Source organism: Stappia sp. (genome assembly GCF_048268045.1).
Taxonomy (GTDB): domain Bacteria; phylum Pseudomonadota; class Alphaproteobacteria; order Rhizobiales; family Stappiaceae; genus Stappia.
Window position 1 is genome coordinate 1 of record NZ_JBLWWG010000010.1, and the last position, 17,366, is coordinate 17,366.

Genomic DNA, 17,366 nt, shown 5'->3' on the forward strand with positions numbered 1-17,366 from the left:
GCCACCATCAGCGCCTCACCGCCCGGATCCTCGACGATCCGCGCCGCCGTCTCGCCGTCGAGATCGAGCACATAGGCCAGATGCGCGGCAAAGGCCGCCGCGCCGCCGGCGAGCGCGGCATCGACCAGCGACTTCAGCACCGCCGGCTTGAAAGCGGCATTGAGAATGGAGTGATCGCCCTTGCGCACCAGATCCGCGAGGGCGCGGGTCTCGGCCGCGGCGAGCGCTTCCATGCGCCCGCCCTCGTCGAGATCGAGAAACAGCGCGAAAAGCAGCCGCGCGGGCAGCACATGCTGGCGCGCAAGCGGCGCGGCAAGGCCGGGCAGCAGGTCGGCGCGGCCGAGCACGGCGACAAGCCCGTCCTCGTCGAGCGCCACGTCCTTGCGCGCCAGCAAGGTGGTGACCGTGTCGGGCGCGGCGTGGCGAATGAGCGCAACGACGACGGAAGGCTCGAGTTCGGCGCGGCGGGCGACGCAGGCGCGAATGCGCTCCGGCCCGCGCGCGGCGCAACCGATCAGGGCGACGGCGGACAGAGGCCTAGGGCTGGCAAGGGCAAGGGCTGCGACGGGAACGCTGGGGTCGGCGACAAGCTGTTCGAGACAGGCGACGGGCGTCTCCGGATAATTGGCGACGAGACCGGCAATCGACAGCCGCAGCTCGGGCGGCGTGTCGGGCAGAAGCTGGCGGAAAAGCTCGACATAGATGCGCTGCTCGCCCTGGTCATGACCAGAGCGAGACACATAGAGCTCCGTCGCCGCCTGCAGAAGGTGGGACCTGCGCTCGTCGTCCGGTTCCATGGGAAGATCCACGACGCCGTCCATCGCCTTCCTGGAGTGCTCGCCGCCTTCGGCGGCCGGATGCTTCGGTGATTTCGACACGACCGGGCTTGCTTGTGCCACGTTACGCCATACACGCCGGCCGGGTGGGCACGCCCCGGCCAACTGCCTCAAAGTGACACAAAACCGTTAGCGACTTGTTAACCGTGACTCGTTCCTACTGACCTAACGGCAGATAGTTCCTCGTCACCTGCCAGGGTTGGAACCCGGGCCTGCCGCCCGGCTTTCGAGACTCATGGAGGATGCAATGGGTACAGTTCTGATTTTCCATCTCTCCCGTCGTCCCGCGCGCAACATGCTTCGCCCGGGAACACGGCGATCTGAGGGCCGAGGCGAGGTCGTGATCTTTCCCGGCGTGCGCATGGAGCGCCACGGAAGCGACGCGGGCCTTGATCTGGCCGCACGAATCGGGCGCAACAAGGAAAGCGCCCCGCGTCTCGGCGCGGAACTCGACCCGGGCTTTTCGTACTGACGACCCGCGACAGGACCGAAGCCGGGCTTTCGGGGGCTTGAGGCCCGCACGCCGCAGCCCCGCGGCCGGACGCGCCCGGACGGGAAAGATTGAAGGGTGACCACCGCCACGCGCACCGCCCCTGCCGTCTTGCGACCGCGTGCGCCTCGCCGCGCGCAGCGGCTCGCACTTGGCCTCGCAGCCCTGGCGCTTGGTGCCGCGACCGGCGGCTGCCAGCGCCCGACGGGCGACTTCGACCGCGCCGCGCCGTCCGTCGTTCACGACCTGTTGATGCCGGAGGCCGGAGCGCAACTTGCCGCCAACCGCGGCGAACCGGTGTCGCGGTTCAACCTCACCGACGACGAGCGCGAGCTGCGCGAGAGAGGCTGGACGCTGATCCGCCCGCCCTCGACACAGGACTGGATCGAGGGCTCTCGCACCGAATTGATGCGAACCCGGATCCTGCCCGAGACCGGGACCGCCGACCCGGGCCTCTATTACAAGTACCTGCGCTCGGACCGCTACCGCTCCAGCGAGGCGCGCTATGACAAGGTCGCCGCGGACGCGCGCGGCGATGCCGATCTCGTCCCTCCCTTCTGCGAAGTGGCGACACGGGTGACGGCGGCCGACCAGGAGCGCCTCAGGGCGCTCGGCCGGCGTGACATCACCTCGCAAGAGGAACTTGTCGGCGCCCAGGCGCGCGTCTGGGAAAACCGCCGCTACATCGACTGGGCCGGTCAGGCCCTGCGCTACCGGCTGGTGTCCTACCGCAACGCCATCGACTCGCTTGAGGTCGAGACCCCTTCTCATGACAAGGTCTGGGACGCCAATTCCGCCTGGAAGAAACTCGCCGCGGAGGTCGTGCAGCTCGAAAAGGGATGCGACGTCGGCAACCGCTATGGCCAGGAAGAACCGACCCGTCCTTCGCGCATCTACAAGAACTGGGGCACGGAGCGCCCGCCCCCACAGAAATAGCGCAAGCGCGTCGGGGTCCCCTTCATCCGAAGCCGCCGGGGCCCCGCTCCCCGTCGCACATGAGCATTCACCACCAGCTTGAAACGGATCCGGCGGCGCCTTCTGGCGCCGCCGGATGTGTTTTTCCTTGATCGCGAGTGCGGGCGCGCGCGCTCCTCAGGCGACGGCTGCGACCTTGCGGACGAAGTCCTCGACCTGGTTGCGCAGCTGCGTCGCCTGCACCGCCAGATCGCCCGAGGCGGAGAGCACCTGCTCCGCGGCGGCGCCGGTGTCATTGGCGACGCGGGTGACGTCGGAGATGTTCGACGTCACCTCACTGGCGCTGGCGGCGGCACGCGCCACCGCGCCGACGATTTCCTGGGTCGAGGCAGTCTGCTGCTCAACGGCGGAGGAGATCGAGGAGGACGCCTCGTCGATGCGCTGAATGGTTTCCGAAATGCCGCCGATGACGTCGACCGCCCGTTCCGTCGAGGACTGGATCGCGGCAACCTTGTCCGAGATATCGGCGGTCGCCCGCGCGGTCTGGTCGGCAAGCTGCTTCACCTCGGCGGCGACGACCGCAAAGCCCTTGCCGGCCTCGCCGGCCCGGGCCGCCTCGATGGTGGCGTTGAGGGCCAGAAGGTTGGTTTGCGCGGCAAGGCCGGAAATCATCTCGACGACGCCGCCGATCGAGGCGGCAACGGTGCTCAGCTCAGAGACGATGGTAGCCGTTGTCTCCGCCTCGCGCACGGCGCCCTTCGACAGCGCTGCCGACTGATGGACCTGACGTCCGATTTCCGAAACCGACTGACCGAGTTCCTCGGCCGCGCCGGCGACGGAGGCGACATTCTCGCTCGCCTCGCCGGCGGCATGCACCACCGCCTCGGAGCGCGAGGACGTGTGCTGCGCGGTGTCGGTGAGCTGGCGCGCGGTCGCCTCCAGCTCGGTCGCCGCTCCCGAGAGCGTGCCGGTCAGCGCGTCCATCTGGCGATTGAACTCGGAGCTCATCTGAGCGAGCAGCTCGGCGCGCTGCTTGGACGTCTCGGCGGCAAGCGTCGCCTCATGGACATTGACCAGCGAGCCACAGGCACGGATCGCCTTGCCGGTCGCGTCATGCACGATGCCGCCGGTCGCACGAAACCAGCGATACTCGCCATCCGCACACTTCAGCCGGTAGGTCACGTCGTAAAAGGACTTTTTGCCCGGAACCTTCTTCAGCGCACCGCCGAAGGCGGCAAAGGTCGGTGCGACATCATCGGGATGCAGCTTGTCCGACCAGCTCTCGCACTTGTTCGGGAAGTCGGCCTCGGAGGTGTAGCCGACAAGACGGCGGAACTCGTTGGTCCATGTCCACTTACTCTTCGGATGAAGCGCATCCTCGTTGACGAGAACCGCATCCCACAGCCCAACGCCGCAGAAATTCCCGAGAACCTCAATGAGTTCGTCGCTCTTCGACTTCATCCGATTGAACATTCCGCTCTCCATCAGGGCCCTAAAGCGGACCGCTACCTTGCCTCCCGTGCGCACGGGCAACCGACACCGCTTCCGCGATACCAACCGGACACCCGGCCGGATATCCGGCAGATCGTGGTATTTCTCCGAGAAATCCTCGTTAAAACACGCAGCAGGCGCGCACTGATAATCGTCATATTTCTCTAGACTCGTAAAAAATGAAATAACGTAGAGTTTCGATCTGATCTCGGCAGTACCCGCCCTCAGCTGTCGGACACGACTTCCCAGAACAGCCGCGCCTCGCGGTCCTCGATCTCCACGACCCAGATATCGGGATCCATCCGCCGCTCGGACGCCAGGCGCGCCGCGACCGCCTCCCTGTCGCCCTGCGCGATCAGCTTCTCGAACAGGCGCTCGCCGGCGGTCGTCTCGTCGAAGTAGCTCTGCGGGGCCGGACCATAGAGGTCGAGCGTGCCGTCCAGCCTGTCGGCGATCAGGTAGATGGCGCCGGCTTCCGGCGAGCCGCGCGCGGCAACGCTGGCGTAGGCATTCTCGCCGTAGCATCGGCGCACGAGCGCGGAGACCCAGAAGTCGGAGGTCAGTCGCATGACAGAAGGTCCGTTCGGTTTGGCCGCACGCGGAGGATCGCGGCGGGTTTTCGCGCGGACGCAGCCTAGCGGCCCGCCCGCTCCGCGTCACCTTCTGCGCACGCGGTCCAGCTCGCGCTCGAGCACCGGGCCGATCTCGCCGGTGATCGCGAGGCCCCGGTCGAGTTCGAAGCGGCGGATGGCATTGGCGGTCTGCTCGCCGAAGAAGCCGTCCACCGTGATCGGGCCGTAGCCGAGATCGGCAAGCGCCCCCTGCACTTTCGAGATCCGCGCCCGCTCCGCGCTTACGGCGGCCGGGTTCTGCGGCGGCACGGCGGCCCCGCCGCTTGCCGCGATCAGCGAGCCGATGTCGCCCGGTCCCGAGGACGCCGGGGTCGCCGGCGCGGTTTCGGGAGCCGCCGACGACGACTGCCCCTGCTGCGGCGGCAGCGGCGGCACGGGGATCGCGCCACCGGAAACGCCGTCGTCCATCGCCAGGCGGGCCAGCAGCCTGTCGTCGATGGCTCCTGTTTCGGGAATGCCGCGTGCGCGCTCCCAGGCGCGCACGCCGCGCTCCGTCGCAGGGCCGACGAGCCCGTCGAGCGTTCCCTCATACATGCCGAGGCGGCGCAGTTCGATCTGCACTTCGCGGACCAGCTTCTGGCGGCGCAGCGCGGTCGGGTCCGGGGCCTGCTGGCCCACGTCCTGCATCGATACCGGCATATCACGCGTGTGCACCAGCGGGGCCTGATGGCGGGTCGTCTGGAAGAAGGTGGCGTTGGCGACGATCAGCGAGGCGGTCAGCGCCATCACCAGCGTTCCGCCGGCTGCCACCGGATTATCAAGCGCCGCCGCGCCGATCCCCGAGCCCATGCCCATGCCCGTACGGCCGTCGTCGCGCGCCGAGCCGCCCGCCGGGCGTCGTCCCTGCGTCTTCGGGGTCTTCGGGGCGTCGCCCCTGCGGGATCGGCTCATCGTCCGCGCTCCGCGCTCATGCGATGTCCTTCCAGGCGGCGGACGACCTGCCGGCGTCGCTTTCGGCCGCGTCGGAACGGCGCGCGCCCGGATGCGCGCCGCGATTGGCGCGCGCAGTGGTGGTCGACGCCTTCAGCGGTGCGCATGCCGCCGTGCCACGCGACCGGATCGCGCCTTCCGGCAGATTGGGAAGCAGCACGGAGATGCAGGCGCCCTCGCCAAGGCGGCTTTCAATCTCCACATGGCCACCATGCAGGTCGACCAGCGCATTGACCACGGCAAGGCCGACGCCGGCGCCCTCGCGCTCCTCCGACTCGGCCAGCCGGACAAAGGGCTGCATGACCCGCTCGCGGTCCTCGGGAGCGATGCCGATGCCGGTGTCGCGAACGCCGAAGACGAGGCCGGCCGGTCCCTTGCGGGCGAAGACGACGACGCGGCCGCCCTCGGGCGTGAACTTGAGCGCATTCGAGATCAGCTTGAGCGCGATCTGCCGGCAGGCGCGCGGATCGGCAATCGCCGGGCCGAGCTGCAGCGGCATGTCGGTGGCGATGGTCTGCCGACGGGCGGCCGCGTCCGGCTCCAGCGCGCGGCGGCAATCGTCGAGGCAGGCGCGCAGGTCGAAACTTTCGGCATGAAGCGCGACATCGCCCGCTTCCAGCCGCGCCATCTCCAGCATGTCGTCGAGAGATCCGAGCAGGTGGCTGCCGGAACGATGGATCAGGCCGGCGTAGTCGGCGATGCGGGCTTCGTCGAGGCCGGCGCGCGGCATCGCCCGCATCACCTCCGAAAAGCCGAGAATGGCGGAAAGCGGAGCGCGCAACTCGTCGCCGACGGTGGCAAGGAAGCGGGCGCGTGCCTGCAAGGCGTCCGCGGCGGCAGCGCGCGCCGTGTCGCGCTCGGCTTCCGCGACCTTGCGCGCGTCGATATCGCGCAGCGCACAGACAAGCGCCTTGCTCCCGGCGGGCAGACCGGCCAGCGGCAGCAAGGCCGGCGCCGGCGCGGGGTTGCAGTCGAGCGCCACCCAGCCGTAACCCGGACGGCCCGGGTCGCCCGGACGGCCATTGCCCCGACGCAGGCGCAGCTCCAGCGTGCGCGGCCTGCCGTCGGCCAATGTGTCGGAAACGGTCTTGAGGTAGAGCGGGCGGTCGGCGACATGCAGCCGTTCGAAGAAGCGCTCACCCTGGATGTCGACCGGCCCCAGGCCCAGCACCGCACGCACCGAGGGCGTCACCGACTGGAGCCGGCCACCGGAGAGAATCACCGCCACCGCGTCGCCGCGAAGCGCTGCGACCTGCTCGTGCCGGGCTTCCGCTTCCTGCGCCCGCTGGCGTTCCATGGCAAGTTCCTCGCGGGCGCGCAGGGCCAGCAGCGTTCCATAGAGAAGCGCGGCGGCGGTGGCGATCGCGGCGAGCGTCGTGCCCGAGGGCGCAGGACCGACAAGAGCCGGCACGCTTTCGGCGAAGACGGCAAGGGCCGCGAGAAGCGCCAGCGCGAGAGCCAGCAGCGCCATGATCGTGCGCCGCGACCCGGCCAGCACCGCCTCCAGCGGCACCAGCGCCAGGAAGGCAAGCACCGGCGAGGCGAGCCCGCCGGTCATGGCGGCAAGCGCGGCGATGAAGAGGGCGAAGAACCCGGCCGAGACCGCTTGACCGCGCGCCAGTTCGCCGGTGCGCGAGACATACATGGCCAGCGGCAGGTGGGCGGTGAGCCAGGCGAAGGCCAGCGCCAGCGCCGGTGTCGTCGCGCCATGGAAGGCAAGGCTCAGGGGCAGCAGCGCAAGCGCCAGTCCCCCGAGCGCCAGATGGCGGAGAATGAACAGCCGGTGACGTCGGCCGGCCAGCGCATCGCCGGCCACCTGAGGGTGCACCAATCCTTCGAGAAAGCCGCGCGCGAACGACAGCCCGCGCGAAAGGTCCGGTGTCATGTCGGTTCTGTCGGCACCCTTGCCGCCCATCGAAAACTTCATGCCGCGATGGTCACAGGAACGGTTTAAGGAAGCGTGAAACGCGGCGCTGCCGCGGGGCGCCCGAAGACGGGGATACGCTGAATTTCCACGACTTTTCCCCGACGTCGCGGGCTTGCGACAATTTAGATAAAATTTGAATCGAATTTTCGAAAAACACGACTCTAATTTGCCGAAAATGCTGCCTGCTGGCTCAACCGCGCGTTGGAAGGTGCGTGCTAGAGTGACTGCCATGACGGAGATCGACGACCGTTCCGCCAAATGAGAAACGGCGATCGCCTCCGCAGTGACAGGTTATCAAGGGCAGCAAACATGTACTTCCTTCTGAAGTCGGCCTTCTGGATCGGGCTCGTGCTCCTGATCCTGCCGATCGACACCGGACCGGAAAGCACGGAAACGCCGGGTCTCAACCCGGTCAACGCCTTCTTCGCCGCACAGTCGACGATCAGCGACCTCAGCGGCTTTTGCACCCGCAATCCGGCCGCCTGCGAAACCGGCGGCCAGGCCATCGCCCGCATCGGTGCCAAGGCCCGGGTCAGCGCGCGCATGATCTATGACTATCTCGACGAGGAGACCGGCGACGGCCTCGCGCCGGATACGACGGTCACCGGCGGAACCAACACGCTGACGGCCGAGGACCTTGCTCCCGAATGGAAGCTGGTTCCGGTCGCGGCCAACACCGAGCCGGCCGGCGCGCCGGCCACCACGCTCGCGGCGGCCCCGGACCAGCTTGTCCCGCACGGTCCCGTCGCGCTTCCCCGGCCCAAGCCCCGCGCCAGCGACCGGCCGGTCTGACCCTTGCGGCCGCTTCCCCGCCGCCCGGCCTTTCGGGCTGACGGAGAAGCGGCCGATATCTTCCGGGCGGAGGAAAATCCTCCACCCGACATGCACTTGCCGGCGCCTCATGTCCCGATGCAAGCGCCAAACCCTTGGCGGGTTCTCCGCCCCCGCGGGCGAATTGCTGCCCTTTTCGCCCGCGGGTCTTCTTTTTCCCTGTCCCCGCGCGGTTTGCCAGACGCTGTCTTGCCTCTATATAAGAGCGCGAACCGACACCTGACCAAACGGCGCACGATGATCCCTCCCCTTTCCGAAATCCTCGACAATTTCGAGTTCCTCGAAGACTGGGACGACCGCTATCGCTATGTGATCGAGCTCGGCCGGATGCTGCCGGAGTTCCCGGAGAGCGAACGCACCGATGCCAACAAGGTGCGTGGCTGCGCGTCGCAGGTGTGGCTGACGAAGACACTCCAGAACGGGAACGACAGCGCGCCGATTCTCGTCTATCAGGGCGACAGCGATGCCCATATCGTCAAGGGGCTGGTGGCCATCGTGCTCGCCACCTATTCGGGCCGGACGGCCGCGGAAATCGCCGAAACCGACATCGACGAAATCTTCGCCCGCATCGGCCTGAAGGAACATCTCTCCCCGCAGCGCGCCAATGGCCTCAAGTCGATGGTCGAACGCATCCGCGCGGAAGCCCGGGCCGCGCTGGCACACGCCTGAGCTTCGGGGTCCTGCGCGCGGGAGCCAGCCGCACGGTCAGGCCCGCTCGGCGTAGCCGTAGTGGCGGGCAAGGCGCGTCAGCGCCAGAGACAGGATGATCTTGGCGGAGCGCGCCGGCCAGCCGCGCTCTTTTTCCACCTGCTCCAGCCCCTTCAGCTCGCAACAGACCGCCAGAAGAACCGGCGTCAGTTCCTGACCGACGGCGCGAAGCGCGCGCTCCACACGTTCGCGCGCGGCGACAGTCTGGTCGCTGAGATCGGCGACCCCGCCGCGCCCCGCGCCGCGCCCGCCATCGATCCGACCGGTGGCGATCCCCTCCCATGACGGACGCGCCAGACCGGGCACGATCTGGCCGAAGGCATGGTCGGCCCGCAGGCGCTCTCCGGCGGCAAACTGCGCCTCATCGATCAATGAGCGGCCATCACGGCCGCGCCGTGTTCTCAGCCATGCGAGCGGGCTTTCGGCCAGGTTGACCTCGGCCATCAGGACCGCGCCACCGGGCTCTGCAAATCGGCGCGTGCCCCGCAGCTGATGTTGCACGCGAAAGCCGTCCGCCCCGCCCCGCAGCCGGTCGAGACGGGCAAGGCCCAGGTCCGAGATCCGCACCCCCGCCCCAGCGCGCTCGACCAGCCCGTCCGACGCCGCCCGATCGAACAGCGCCCTTGAGCAGGCAAGCCCGCCGCCGCCTTCGAGCGGGTGGAGCGCCAGGTTCGCGCCCTCGGGGGAGAGCCGCCAGCCGGCGGATGCCCGCAACCTGCCAAGCAGCCGGTCGAGCGCACGCTCGCCAACATCCCCCGAACGCGCGCTCGACAGTCCGTCCGCCATCACGCATGCCCCCGGCGCGCAGGAAGGTGGCCGAGGCTGGCTCCGATGCCTTCCTCAAGTATCGCCAGAAGCCTGTCGAAGGCTGCGTCGTCGCGCCGGTCCTCCACCAGCCGGCAGGCATGGGCGACCGTGGTTCTGTCGCGACCGAAGCGCGCCGCGACCTGCGTCAGCGACTGCCCCAGCAACACATGATGAAGATACATCGCGACCTGGCGGGCAAGCGCGACATGGGCCGGCCCCCTGCTCGCCCGCTCGATATCCTCGCGCGCCACATCGAACGCCGACATCACATAGGCATCGATGATCGTTCCCGCGCCACGCGGCCTCACAAGCCGCCCCCCACCCGCCGGCGCTCCCGGCTGTCCAGGCAATGCCCCGCCCAGGATCAGGCCTTCTCCAATCATTGCACACCCTCCAGACAATCTTAGGTTTATATTCCTATACAATTACGCGAATTTCTCGCGCAAGGGGATAAGTCCCCGCGCCCTGCCTCTCAGACGTGCCTCACGGCCGGGAAATTCCCGGCCCGCGCGCACGGGCCCAAGATGTCTGTTCCAGGAACCGCAACCGACGGCGACACGCGCAGTCCCGTGCCGGGGCACAGCCTTGCCCCAGCCTTCCGCGATACAGAAGGAACCGCCCACCATGACCGGAAGAAAAGACGCCAGCCCATTGCCGCTGCCGTCCTCGCCGGCGGCGGCAAGGGCGCTGTATCGGCGCGTCGTCACGCGTCTCGGCGGAGATCCGGGCAAGAAGGATCCGGTCTCGACGCTCGACTGGCTGGCAAGGGAGGAGCGCCGCGAGCTGGAGCGCGGGCGCGCGGGGTCGTGGATGTTCGACGCCAACCGCCTGGTGGCCTTGCAACAGGCACAAGCCCTGGCACGCCATACGCAAAATGTGGCCGACCCAAAGCCTCACGGCGAATAGCCGCCGCCGTGGCGGGCGCGAACGCCCCGGATCGCCCCTGTGTCAAAACGCAGAGAAGCCGGCGCGGGAGGGCCGCGACGGCTTCTCTGGACGATCATGTTCCGGCCGGGTTACCCCAAGGCCGGGACCTGCTGGATCACTTGCCGCGCTTGCGCTGCTGGCCCAGACCCATCTTCTTGGCCAGCTCCGAGCGGGCAGCCGCATAGTTGGGAGCAACCATCGGGTAGTCGCTCGGCAGGCCCCACTTCTCGCGGTATTCTTCCGGCGACATGTCGTAGTGCGTACGCAGGTGACGCTTCAGCGACTTGAACTTCTTGCCGTCCTCGAGACAGATGATGTAGTCGGGCGTGACCGACTTCTTCACCGCGACTGCCGGGCGAAGCGGCTCCGGCTCAGGCTCGACCGCCGCGCTGCTCGTGCGGTGCAGCGCGTTGTAAACCTCGTTGATAAGGCTTGCCAGATCGGCAGATGCGACCGTGTTGTTGGACACATAAGCCGAAACGATATCGGCGGTCAGGTCAATGATGTTGTCGTCGGCGACTGTCTCAGTCATTTTCTACCCACCAGTTATGTCGGAACAGACAGGAAATAGACCGACAAAAAAGATCGGGAAATTGGCTCCGCGTACTGTGGCAGTACTGCGAAAACCACGATTCCATCCACGATTCTGCCGATCAAAAGGCATGGCAGTCGTATATATCGCCACTTCAATGGCGACAAGAGAAATCTTCCAGATTTCAATTGAACGAAATCGCATTCCGGCGCGATATCAACGCTACGTGTTAGTTTTCATCGCAGGTTGCACAAGCAGATTGCGAAGAATTCATGGCAAGAAACGAAAATGGCTCATGGCACTGCCGCAAAGCAGTGCCATGAAGGCGCTGCGTCAATCCTCGCCGCGCGGCATTTCATCGATATGCGTATCCGCGCAGGGGCGGTAACCGACCTCCAACGCAGCTTTTGCGAGCAGATGGGCGGCCACCGGTGCGGTCAGCAGGAAAAAGACCACGCCGGCAATCGCCCGGGTCACCACGTCGATCTCATGGGCATGGATCGCCAGCGCGATCAGCATCAGTCCCGAGCCGAGCGTGCCGGCCTTGGAGCCGGCATGCATGCGCATGTAGACATCCTTGAGCCGCAGCAGGCCGATGGCCGCGATCAGCGAGAAAAGCGAGCCGACGACCAGCACGATACCGACGGCGATTTCGAACAGCGGGTTCATCGGCCAGCCTCCCTTTCGGTGACGGTATCGCGGACCTCGTCGACAATCGTCGCGTCCTTGGCGCGCCCGCGATTGAGCACGAAACGGGCGAAGGCGACGGTCGCCAGAAACCCGACCAGTCCAAGCGCGATGGCAATGTCGAGGTAGAGATAATAGTCGGTCTGAACGCCGATGGCGGCGATGAAGCCGATGCCGACGGCGACCAGCATGTCGAGCGCAACCACCCTGTCGGGCAGCGTCGGCCCGCGCACGATGCGCACGACGATCAGGGCGAAGGACACGGTCAGCACCGCCAGCGAGATCGCAACGCAGGCATCGAGGAACTGGCCGGAGAATGCCGCGAGACTGCTCATCGGAAGGCCTCCAGAATCTTGCGCTCGAACCCGTTCTTGATGTCGTCGATCGTCGCCTGCGGATCCGGCACGTCGATGCAATGGATGTAGATGACCTTGCGGTCCTCGGACACGTCGACGGACAGGGTGCCCGGCGTCAGCGTGATCAGGTTGGCAAGCATCGTGATCTCGAAATCGCGGTCGACGGTCAGCGGATAGGCGATGATGCCCGGCTTCAGGTTCATGCTCGGCGACAGGACGATGCGCGCGACACGCAGCGCCGAAAGCACAAGCTCATAGATGAACAGAAGCGCCAGGCTGGTGACGCGCCAGACGCGCTCGCCATATCTGACGGTGCCGACCTGCTCGCGGATCAGGTAGAGCGCGAGCGCGCCGAGGGCAAAGCCGAACACCAGGTTGACGACGGAGAAGCTGCCGGTCACCGCGCCCCAAGCGAGCGCCATCAGCAGATTGATCAGGAAAAGACCGGTCATTGCGCTGCAACTCCCAGGACGGAACGGATATAGCCGGTGGGATCGATCAGCGTTCCCGCGCCCTTGCCCGCAAGCTGCATCATCGGCTCGGGCTGGACGCCCAGAACGATGACGATCGCCAGGAGCAGCAGGATCGGAAGCCAGACATTGGCCGCCGTCGCCCCCCGCTCGGGGACATGGAAGGCGGTCACCGTACCGTCTGCGGTTCCTTCCGCGCCACCGCGCCAGAAGGCATAGATCCACACCCGGCCGATGGCGATGGTCGTCAGCAGGCCGGTCACGAGAATGGCGGCGGCGATCCAGCCGTGGCCGCCACGCAACGCGGCGTCAACGAGGATCACCTTGGGCCAGAAGCCCGAGAAGGGCGGCAGGCCCGAGACCGCGAAGCCAAGCATCAGGAACACGGCGGCAAGAGCCGGGCTGACCCGGTAGAGACCGCCGAGCTCACGCAGCGAATAGGAACCGCCGAGCGCGTTCATCATGCCGGCCGCCATGTAGAGCGCGGTCATGACCACGATCGAATGCACGGCGTAGAAGATCGCGCCCGAGAGCGCCGGCGCCGTGCCGATGGCAAGACCGGCGAGCATGGAGCCAATGCCGGAAATCACCAGATAGCCAAGCAACCGGCGCAGGTCCGTCTGCGCCAGCGCGCCAAGCACGCCGGTAAGCATGGTGGCGATGGCGACAACCGCGATAAGATCGGCGAGCTCCACGCGCGCGTCCGGCAGCAGCAGCACGAAGATGCGCAGCAGCGCATAGACGCCAACCTTGGTGAGCAGGCCGGCGAAGACCGCCGCCACGACGATGCGCGGCGTGTGGTAGGAGGCCGGCAGCCAGAAGTTCACCGGGAAGGCCGCCGCCTTCATGGCAAAGGCCAGGAAGAAGAGAACGGCGACGGTCATCAGCGGGCCGCTGGTGCCAATGGCCCGCGCCTTGATGGCGATGTCGGCCATGTTGAGCGTGCCGAGGATGCCGTAGAGCAGGCCCGTCGCCAGCAGGAACAACGTCGTCGCGATGATGTTGAGCAACGCGTACTTGACGGCGCCATCGAGCTGCGCGCGCTCATTGCCAAGCACGATCAGGCCGAAGGACGAAATCAGCAGCACCTCGAACCAGACATAGAGGTTGAACAGGTCGCCGGTCAGGAACGCCCCGCAGACACCCGTCATCATCAGCATCAGGAACGGATAGAACCCGTATCGCCGGCCGGAGGAATCCACGTCCGAGATGCCGTAGACGGCGGCGCAAAGCGCGACAACCGAGGCGCTCAGGGCAAGCGTCGCGCCCAGCGCGTCGACGGTGAAGGCGATGCCGAAGGGGGCGAGCCAGTTGCCGGCGACCATCGTCAGAACGCCGTGATCGAGCACCCGCAGGAGCAGGCTGGCACAGACAACCACCAGCAGCGTCAGCACGGTGATGGCGATCGCCGGCTGGATCCTGGTGTTCTTGCGCGTCATCACGCAGAGCGCGCCGCCCATGGCGGTGAGCACGAGCGGGGCCACCATCAGCCAGTCGGCGGCGGCCACCGGCTCCATGCTCATCGCATTGGAGATATCCACGGTGAGTTCGGTTGCTGCCATTCTCAGTACCCTTGCGGCGGCGAAGCTTCACCGGTCGGCTCGGCGACGCGCATCTCGCTGGCGTCATCCGTGCCGAGCTCCTGGTAGGCGCGGAAGGACAGCACCAGAAGGAAGGCGAAGAAGGAGAAGGAAATCACGATGGCCGTGAGGATCAGCGCCTGCGGCAGCGGGTTGGCGATCGTCTCGGCGGGAACCATCTGGTCCCCGGGAATGATCGGCGGAACCTCCCGCAAAAGACGCCCGGCGGTGAAGATCAGCAGGTTCACCGCATTGCCGAGAATGGCGATGCCAAGCAGGACGCGCACCAGCTGACGCGACATCAGCAGATAGACCGCGACGGTGAAGAACAGGCCGATCAGGATCGAAAGTGCGGCTTCCATCAGTCGCTCTCCCTTTCCTCGAGCGCGAGCGCGATCGACGTGATCGAGCCGACGACGACGAGATAGACGCCGATGTCGAAGAACATCGGGGTCGACAGCGCCACCTCCACGTCGGCCACCTGCACGTACCACCACTGGCTGGTCATGAAGGGCTGCCCCCTGAACAGCGACGGCAGGCCGGAGATGCCGGCAAGAAACACACCCGAGGCGGAAATGCTCATCGGGTGAAAACTGATCGCCCGCCGCACCGCGGCCACGCCACAGGCGATGCCGTAGATGGCGAAAGCCGAGGCGGCGATCAGGCCGCCGATGAAGCCGCCGCCAGGCTCGTTATGGCCGCGCAACAGCACGAAGATCGAGAAGAGCACCATCAGCGCCGCCAGATAGGGGGCGATGGTGCGAAAGATGACGGTTCTCATACGCGCGCCTCCTCGTGCTTCTCAATCGCCTCATCGCCAGCCGCCCGGTCGAGCGCGAAGGCGCGCTCCCGTTTCGGCCGCACGCGGATCAGCGCCAGCACGCAAAGTCCGGCGAGCATCACGACCGAGATCTCGCCAAAGGTATCGAAGCCGCGGAAGTCGACCAGGATCACGTTGACGATGTTGCGGCCGTGGGCAATCGTCCGGCTGTAGGCCTCGAAGAAGTCCGACAGCGAGCGGTCGAACGGCATCTGTGTGATGCGGATCAGCAGCGCGGCGAAGCCGATGCCGACACCGGCGGCAATGACGCCGTGCAGGACGCGCGGCAGCATCGGCCGATGGTCGCGCGGCTGCAGATTGAGCCGGGTCATGACCAGGGCCAGGATCACCACCGACAGCGTCTCCACCATGAACTGGGTGAAGGACAGGTCCGGCGCGCCGAAGAGCATGAAGATCAGCGCAACCGCGAAGCCCTGGATGCCCAGCGAGACGATGGCCGTCAGGCGGGTGCGGGCAATGAGCACCGCATAGAGGCCAGAGGCGGCGATGGCCAGAACGCCCCATTCGTAGAAACGGAAGCCCGGCATGGAGATCGCCGCCGGCCAGTTTCCGGTTGCGATCAGCGGCACAAGCAGCGCCACGGCCACGAACAGGAACGTCAGCGTCATGTAGACGTCCATGCGCCCGCCCTGAACCAGCCGGGTGAAGCGCGTCGACAGTGTGACAATGCCGGCGATGAACTGGTCGAACCCACGGTCCGGCCCCCAGCCGATGGCGGAAAGCACGGCGGCGATGACCGCCCGCAGCCGGTCGAGCGAGAGATAGAGCACCACGCCGAGCGCAATCGTCGTCAGCGACAGGATCAGCGGCGCGCCGATGTGGTCGGGCACCAGGTGCAGCACCACGCCGGAAGGCGCGCCAAGGATCGAGGTCACCACCGGAGCAATGAAGAGCTCGCCCGTCGTATGGGCCAGCAGCGCGGCGGCAAGCCCCGTGAGCGACAGCACGACGGGGCCGGCGAAAAGCAGCACCGGGCCTTCGTGGGCATGCTTGGGCGTCTCCACCTTCGCCCCCAGGAAGGGTTTGATGACGACAGCGGCGGCGATGACCAGCATCATCGCGTTGCCCAGCACCGCGGTGGCGGTGATCAGCATCGTCGCGGTGGACGGCAGGCCCGCCCCCTCGAAGGTGCCGGCGTACATGTACTCCTTGGCGATGAAGCCGATGAAGGGCGGCAGGCCGCACATCGACAGCGCCGCGAGACAGGCGGCGGCGAAGGTCACCGGCATGGCGCCCCTGAGGCCGCCGAGACGGGTGATGTCGCGGGTACCGGCCTCATGATCGACGGTGCCGGCGACCATGAAGAGCGCGCCCTTGAACAGCGAGTGGGCGAGCAGATAGAGCGCCGCGCCCTCGATTGCCTTGTCCCAGCTCGTGCCCGTCAGCATGACAAGCAGACCGAGCGAGGCCACTGTCGTGTAGGCGAGCATCAGCTTCAGGTCGGTCTGGCGGATGGCGAGCAGCGTGCCGATGATGAGCGTCACGCCGCCGAACAACGGCAGGATCGTCGTCCAGAGCATCGTGTCGCCAAGCACCGGATGCATGCGCATCAGCAGATAGACGCCGGCTTTCACCATGGTCGCGGAGTGCAGGAAAGCGGAGACGGGCGTCGGCGCTTCCATGGCGTTGGGTAGCCAGAAGTGGAACGGGAACTGCGCCGACTTGGTAAAGGCGCCGCCGAGCACCAGCACCAGCACCAGCGCATAGAGCCCGTTCTCGCGCAGCATGTCGCCGGAGGCGAGAACGCCGCTCATCGAGGTCTCGCCGGTGAGGTTGATGATCAGCAGGAAGCCCGCCAGCAGCGAAAGGCCGCCGCCGCCGGTCACCACCAGCGCCTGCAGCGCGGCGCGGCGCGAGGCCGCGCGCAGATGATCGAAGCCGATCAGCAGGAAGGAGGTGATCGAGGTCAGTTCCCAGAAGATGAACAGCGTGATCAGATCATTGCCGAGCACCAGCCCGAGCATCGCGCCCATGAACAGGAACAGAAAGGAGAAGAAGCGCCCCTGATGCGGATGGCCCTTCAGATAGCCGCCCGCATAGAGAATGATGAAGGTGCCGATGCCCGAGATGAGCAGTGCGAAAAGCGTCGACAGTCCATCGATCAGGAACGACAGGTTCACCCCGTAGTAGGGTGCCCAGGATATCGCGGGCATGAACCGGGCGCCTTCGGCGACCTCGGGAGCCAGGCCCGCGAAATGGAGGAAGATGCCGGCCGGAACCAGCGCCAGTGGCCAGGCGGCGTTGTGGCCAAGGGCGCGCGTCAGGAACGGCGCGACGGCAGCTGCCACGAACGGAGCCAGAACGGCGATGAAAGTCGCCTCGAAACCTAGGAGCGGCATGGGCCTCCTCAGGAAAATGGTCGCACAACGAGAGCGCACAGGATCGTGATACGACCTTGTAAAGGCG

The 17,366-nt window shown here is 66.8% G+C and carries 20 protein-coding genes; 5 read left to right on the forward strand and 15 right to left on the reverse strand.

Annotated elements, in window-relative coordinates:
• Window positions 1-878: DUF2336 domain-containing protein (locus ACN0WF_RS15590; RefSeq protein ID WP_417773700.1), on the reverse strand; the 878-nt coding region annotated here is incomplete at its 3' end.
• Between the two features lie 205 nt (window positions 879-1,083).
• Here ACN0WF_RS15590 and ACN0WF_RS15595 point away from each other — a divergent pair.
• Together ACN0WF_RS15595 and ACN0WF_RS15600 are read left to right on the forward strand one after the other, a co-directional pair.
• A complete protein-coding gene (locus ACN0WF_RS15595; protein WP_417773701.1) occupies window positions 1,084-1,308 on the forward strand; it encodes a hypothetical protein in 225 nt (74 codons plus the stop codon).
• A gap of 96 nt (window positions 1,309-1,404) precedes the next feature.
• Complete coding sequence (locus ACN0WF_RS15600) at window positions 1,405-2,262, forward strand: hypothetical protein (RefSeq protein ID WP_417773702.1); 858 nt, start codon at window positions 1,405-1,407, stop codon at window positions 2,260-2,262.
• A 156-nt stretch (window positions 2,263-2,418) separates the two neighbouring features.
• Here ACN0WF_RS15600 and ACN0WF_RS15605 read toward each other — a convergent pair whose 3' ends face one another.
• The 4 genes from ACN0WF_RS15605 to ACN0WF_RS15620 form a co-directional block, all read right to left on the reverse strand.
• The gene (locus ACN0WF_RS15605; protein WP_417773703.1) at window positions 2,419-3,714 is read right to left on the reverse strand and encodes a PAS domain-containing methyl-accepting chemotaxis protein; all 1,296 of its coding nucleotides are present in this window, start codon (window positions 3,712-3,714) and stop codon (window positions 2,419-2,421) included.
• A gap of 242 nt (window positions 3,715-3,956) precedes the next feature.
• Window positions 3,957-4,301 carry a DUF1491 family protein gene (locus tag ACN0WF_RS15610; protein WP_417773704.1) on the reverse strand — a complete coding sequence of 115 codons (345 nt, stop codon included), beginning with the start codon at window positions 4,299-4,301 and terminating at the stop codon, window positions 3,957-3,959.
• 87 nt (window positions 4,302-4,388) lie between these two features.
• The gene (locus ACN0WF_RS15615) at window positions 4,389-5,255 is read right to left on the reverse strand and encodes a peptidoglycan-binding domain-containing protein (protein WP_417773705.1); all 867 of its coding nucleotides are present in this window, start codon (window positions 5,253-5,255) and stop codon (window positions 4,389-4,391) included.
• A 16-nt stretch (window positions 5,256-5,271) separates the two neighbouring features.
• Window positions 5,272-7,221: an ATP-binding protein gene (locus ACN0WF_RS15620; protein ID WP_417773706.1), complete on the reverse strand. Its 1,950-nt coding sequence runs from the start codon at window positions 7,219-7,221 to the stop codon at window positions 5,272-5,274.
• A 309-nt stretch (window positions 7,222-7,530) separates the two neighbouring features.
• Between ACN0WF_RS15620 and ACN0WF_RS15625 the strand changes: the two genes are divergently transcribed.
• Both ACN0WF_RS15625 and ACN0WF_RS15630 read left to right on the forward strand, forming a co-directional pair.
• On the forward strand, window positions 7,531-8,013 hold the full coding sequence (locus ACN0WF_RS15625) for a DUF5330 domain-containing protein (RefSeq protein ID WP_417773707.1): 483 nt from the start codon (window positions 7,531-7,533) through the stop codon (window positions 8,011-8,013).
• A 276-nt stretch (window positions 8,014-8,289) separates the two neighbouring features.
• Window positions 8,290-8,721 carry a SufE family protein gene (locus ACN0WF_RS15630; RefSeq protein ID WP_417773708.1) on the forward strand — a complete coding sequence of 144 codons (432 nt, stop codon included), beginning with the start codon at window positions 8,290-8,292 and terminating at the stop codon, window positions 8,719-8,721.
• Window positions 8,722-8,757: 36 nt separating this feature from the next.
• On the opposite strand, the gene ACN0WF_RS15635 is transcribed toward ACN0WF_RS15630, so the two are convergent.
• Together ACN0WF_RS15635 and ACN0WF_RS15640 are read right to left on the reverse strand one after the other, a co-directional pair.
• Window positions 8,758-9,546, reverse strand: a complete 789-nt coding sequence (locus ACN0WF_RS15635; RefSeq protein WP_417773709.1) for a DUF6456 domain-containing protein — start codon at window positions 9,544-9,546, stop codon at window positions 8,758-8,760.
• Window positions 9,546-9,950 (reverse strand): helix-turn-helix domain-containing protein, encoded by a 405-nt coding sequence (locus ACN0WF_RS15640; protein WP_417773710.1) that lies wholly within the window; start codon window positions 9,948-9,950, stop codon window positions 9,546-9,548. Before ACN0WF_RS15640 ends, ACN0WF_RS15635 begins: the two co-directional genes overlap by 1 nt.
• Window positions 9,951-10,191: 241 nt before the next feature.
• On the opposite strand from ACN0WF_RS15640, the gene ACN0WF_RS15645 reads away from it, so the two are divergent.
• Entirely contained in the window at window positions 10,192-10,473 is a 282-nt protein-coding gene (locus tag ACN0WF_RS15645; protein ID WP_417773711.1) for a hypothetical protein, read from the forward strand.
• A gap of 136 nt (window positions 10,474-10,609) precedes the next feature.
• Here ACN0WF_RS15645 and ACN0WF_RS15650 read toward each other — a convergent pair whose 3' ends face one another.
• The 8 genes from ACN0WF_RS15650 to ACN0WF_RS15685 all read right to left on the reverse strand — a co-directional run bounded on the left by ACN0WF_RS15650 (window position 10,610) and on the right by ACN0WF_RS15685 (window position 17,299).
• Window positions 10,610-11,026, reverse strand: coding sequence for a MucR family transcriptional regulator (locus tag ACN0WF_RS15650; protein WP_417773712.1), 417 nt, complete (start codon window positions 11,024-11,026; stop codon window positions 10,610-10,612).
• 333 nt (window positions 11,027-11,359) lie between these two features.
• Complete coding sequence (gene mnhG, locus ACN0WF_RS15655; RefSeq protein WP_417773713.1) at window positions 11,360-11,695, reverse strand: monovalent cation/H(+) antiporter subunit G; 336 nt, start codon at window positions 11,693-11,695, stop codon at window positions 11,360-11,362.
• A complete protein-coding gene (locus tag ACN0WF_RS15660; RefSeq protein ID WP_417773714.1) occupies window positions 11,692-12,048 on the reverse strand; it encodes a cation:proton antiporter in 357 nt (118 codons plus the stop codon). Before ACN0WF_RS15660 ends, mnhG begins: the two co-directional genes overlap by 4 nt.
• Window positions 12,045-12,521, reverse strand: coding sequence for a Na+/H+ antiporter subunit E (locus tag ACN0WF_RS15665; protein ID WP_417773715.1), 477 nt, complete (start codon window positions 12,519-12,521; stop codon window positions 12,045-12,047). Before ACN0WF_RS15665 ends, ACN0WF_RS15660 begins: the two co-directional genes overlap by 4 nt.
• A complete protein-coding gene (locus ACN0WF_RS15670) occupies window positions 12,518-14,101 on the reverse strand; it encodes a Na+/H+ antiporter subunit D (RefSeq protein WP_417773716.1) in 1,584 nt (527 codons plus the stop codon). Before ACN0WF_RS15670 ends, ACN0WF_RS15665 begins: the two co-directional genes overlap by 4 nt.
• Window positions 14,102-14,103: 2 nt before the next feature.
• Entirely contained in the window at window positions 14,104-14,481 is a 378-nt protein-coding gene (locus ACN0WF_RS15675; RefSeq protein WP_417773717.1) for a Na+/H+ antiporter subunit C, read from the reverse strand.
• A complete protein-coding gene (locus tag ACN0WF_RS15680) occupies window positions 14,481-14,900 on the reverse strand; it encodes a Na+/H+ antiporter subunit B (protein WP_417773718.1) in 420 nt (139 codons plus the stop codon). The genes ACN0WF_RS15675 and ACN0WF_RS15680 overlap by 1 nt, the downstream gene beginning before the upstream one ends.
• The gene (locus ACN0WF_RS15685; RefSeq protein ID WP_417773719.1) at window positions 14,897-17,299 is read right to left on the reverse strand and encodes a putative monovalent cation/H+ antiporter subunit A; all 2,403 of its coding nucleotides are present in this window, start codon (window positions 17,297-17,299) and stop codon (window positions 14,897-14,899) included. The genes ACN0WF_RS15680 and ACN0WF_RS15685 overlap by 4 nt, the downstream gene beginning before the upstream one ends.
• Between the last annotated feature and the right edge of the window lie 67 nt (window positions 17,300-17,366).

What these genes read in the sequence shown, in the direction of transcription:
- ACN0WF_RS15625 (WP_417773707.1), top strand. Translation starts at nt 7,531, where the DNA reads ATGTACTTCCTTCTGAAGTCGGCCTTCTGGATCGGGCTCGTGCTCCTG.
- ACN0WF_RS15615 (WP_417773705.1), bottom strand. Translation starts at nt 5,255, where the DNA reads ATGAGCCGATCCCGCAGGGGCGACGCCCCGAAGACCCCGAAGACGCAG.
- ACN0WF_RS15630 (WP_417773708.1), top strand. Translation starts at nt 8,290, where the DNA reads ATGATCCCTCCCCTTTCCGAAATCCTCGACAATTTCGAGTTCCTCGAA.
- ACN0WF_RS15620 (WP_417773706.1), bottom strand. Translation starts at nt 7,221, where the DNA reads ATGAAGTTTTCGATGGGCGGCAAGGGTGCCGACAGAACCGACATGACA.
- ACN0WF_RS15680 (WP_417773718.1), bottom strand. Translation starts at nt 14,900, where the DNA reads ATGAGAACCGTCATCTTTCGCACCATCGCCCCCTATCTGGCGGCGCTG.
- ACN0WF_RS15670 (WP_417773716.1), bottom strand. Translation starts at nt 14,101, where the DNA reads ATGGCAGCAACCGAACTCACCGTGGATATCTCCAATGCGATGAGCATG.
- ACN0WF_RS15675 (WP_417773717.1), bottom strand. Translation starts at nt 14,481, where the DNA reads ATGGAAGCCGCACTTTCGATCCTGATCGGCCTGTTCTTCACCGTCGCG.
- ACN0WF_RS15665 (WP_417773715.1), bottom strand. Translation starts at nt 12,521, where the DNA reads ATGACCGGTCTTTTCCTGATCAATCTGCTGATGGCGCTCGCTTGGGGC.
- ACN0WF_RS15605 (WP_417773703.1), bottom strand. Translation starts at nt 3,714, where the DNA reads ATGTTCAATCGGATGAAGTCGAAGAGCGACGAACTCATTGAGGTTCTC.
- mnhG (WP_417773713.1), bottom strand. Translation starts at nt 11,695, where the DNA reads ATGAACCCGCTGTTCGAAATCGCCGTCGGTATCGTGCTGGTCGTCGGC.
- ACN0WF_RS15650 (WP_417773712.1), bottom strand. Translation starts at nt 11,026, where the DNA reads ATGACTGAGACAGTCGCCGACGACAACATCATTGACCTGACCGCCGAT.
- ACN0WF_RS15610 (WP_417773704.1), bottom strand. Translation starts at nt 4,301, where the DNA reads ATGCGACTGACCTCCGACTTCTGGGTCTCCGCGCTCGTGCGCCGATGC.
- ACN0WF_RS15635 (WP_417773709.1), bottom strand. Translation starts at nt 9,546, where the DNA reads ATGGCGGACGGACTGTCGAGCGCGCGTTCGGGGGATGTTGGCGAGCGT.
- ACN0WF_RS15645 (WP_417773711.1), top strand. Translation starts at nt 10,192, where the DNA reads ATGACCGGAAGAAAAGACGCCAGCCCATTGCCGCTGCCGTCCTCGCCG.
- ACN0WF_RS15595 (WP_417773701.1), top strand. Translation starts at nt 1,084, where the DNA reads ATGGGTACAGTTCTGATTTTCCATCTCTCCCGTCGTCCCGCGCGCAAC.
- ACN0WF_RS15660 (WP_417773714.1), bottom strand. Translation starts at nt 12,048, where the DNA reads ATGAGCAGTCTCGCGGCATTCTCCGGCCAGTTCCTCGATGCCTGCGTT.
- ACN0WF_RS15640 (WP_417773710.1), bottom strand. Translation starts at nt 9,950, where the DNA reads ATGATTGGAGAAGGCCTGATCCTGGGCGGGGCATTGCCTGGACAGCCG.
- ACN0WF_RS15685 (WP_417773719.1), bottom strand. Translation starts at nt 17,299, where the DNA reads ATGCCGCTCCTAGGTTTCGAGGCGACTTTCATCGCCGTTCTGGCTCCG.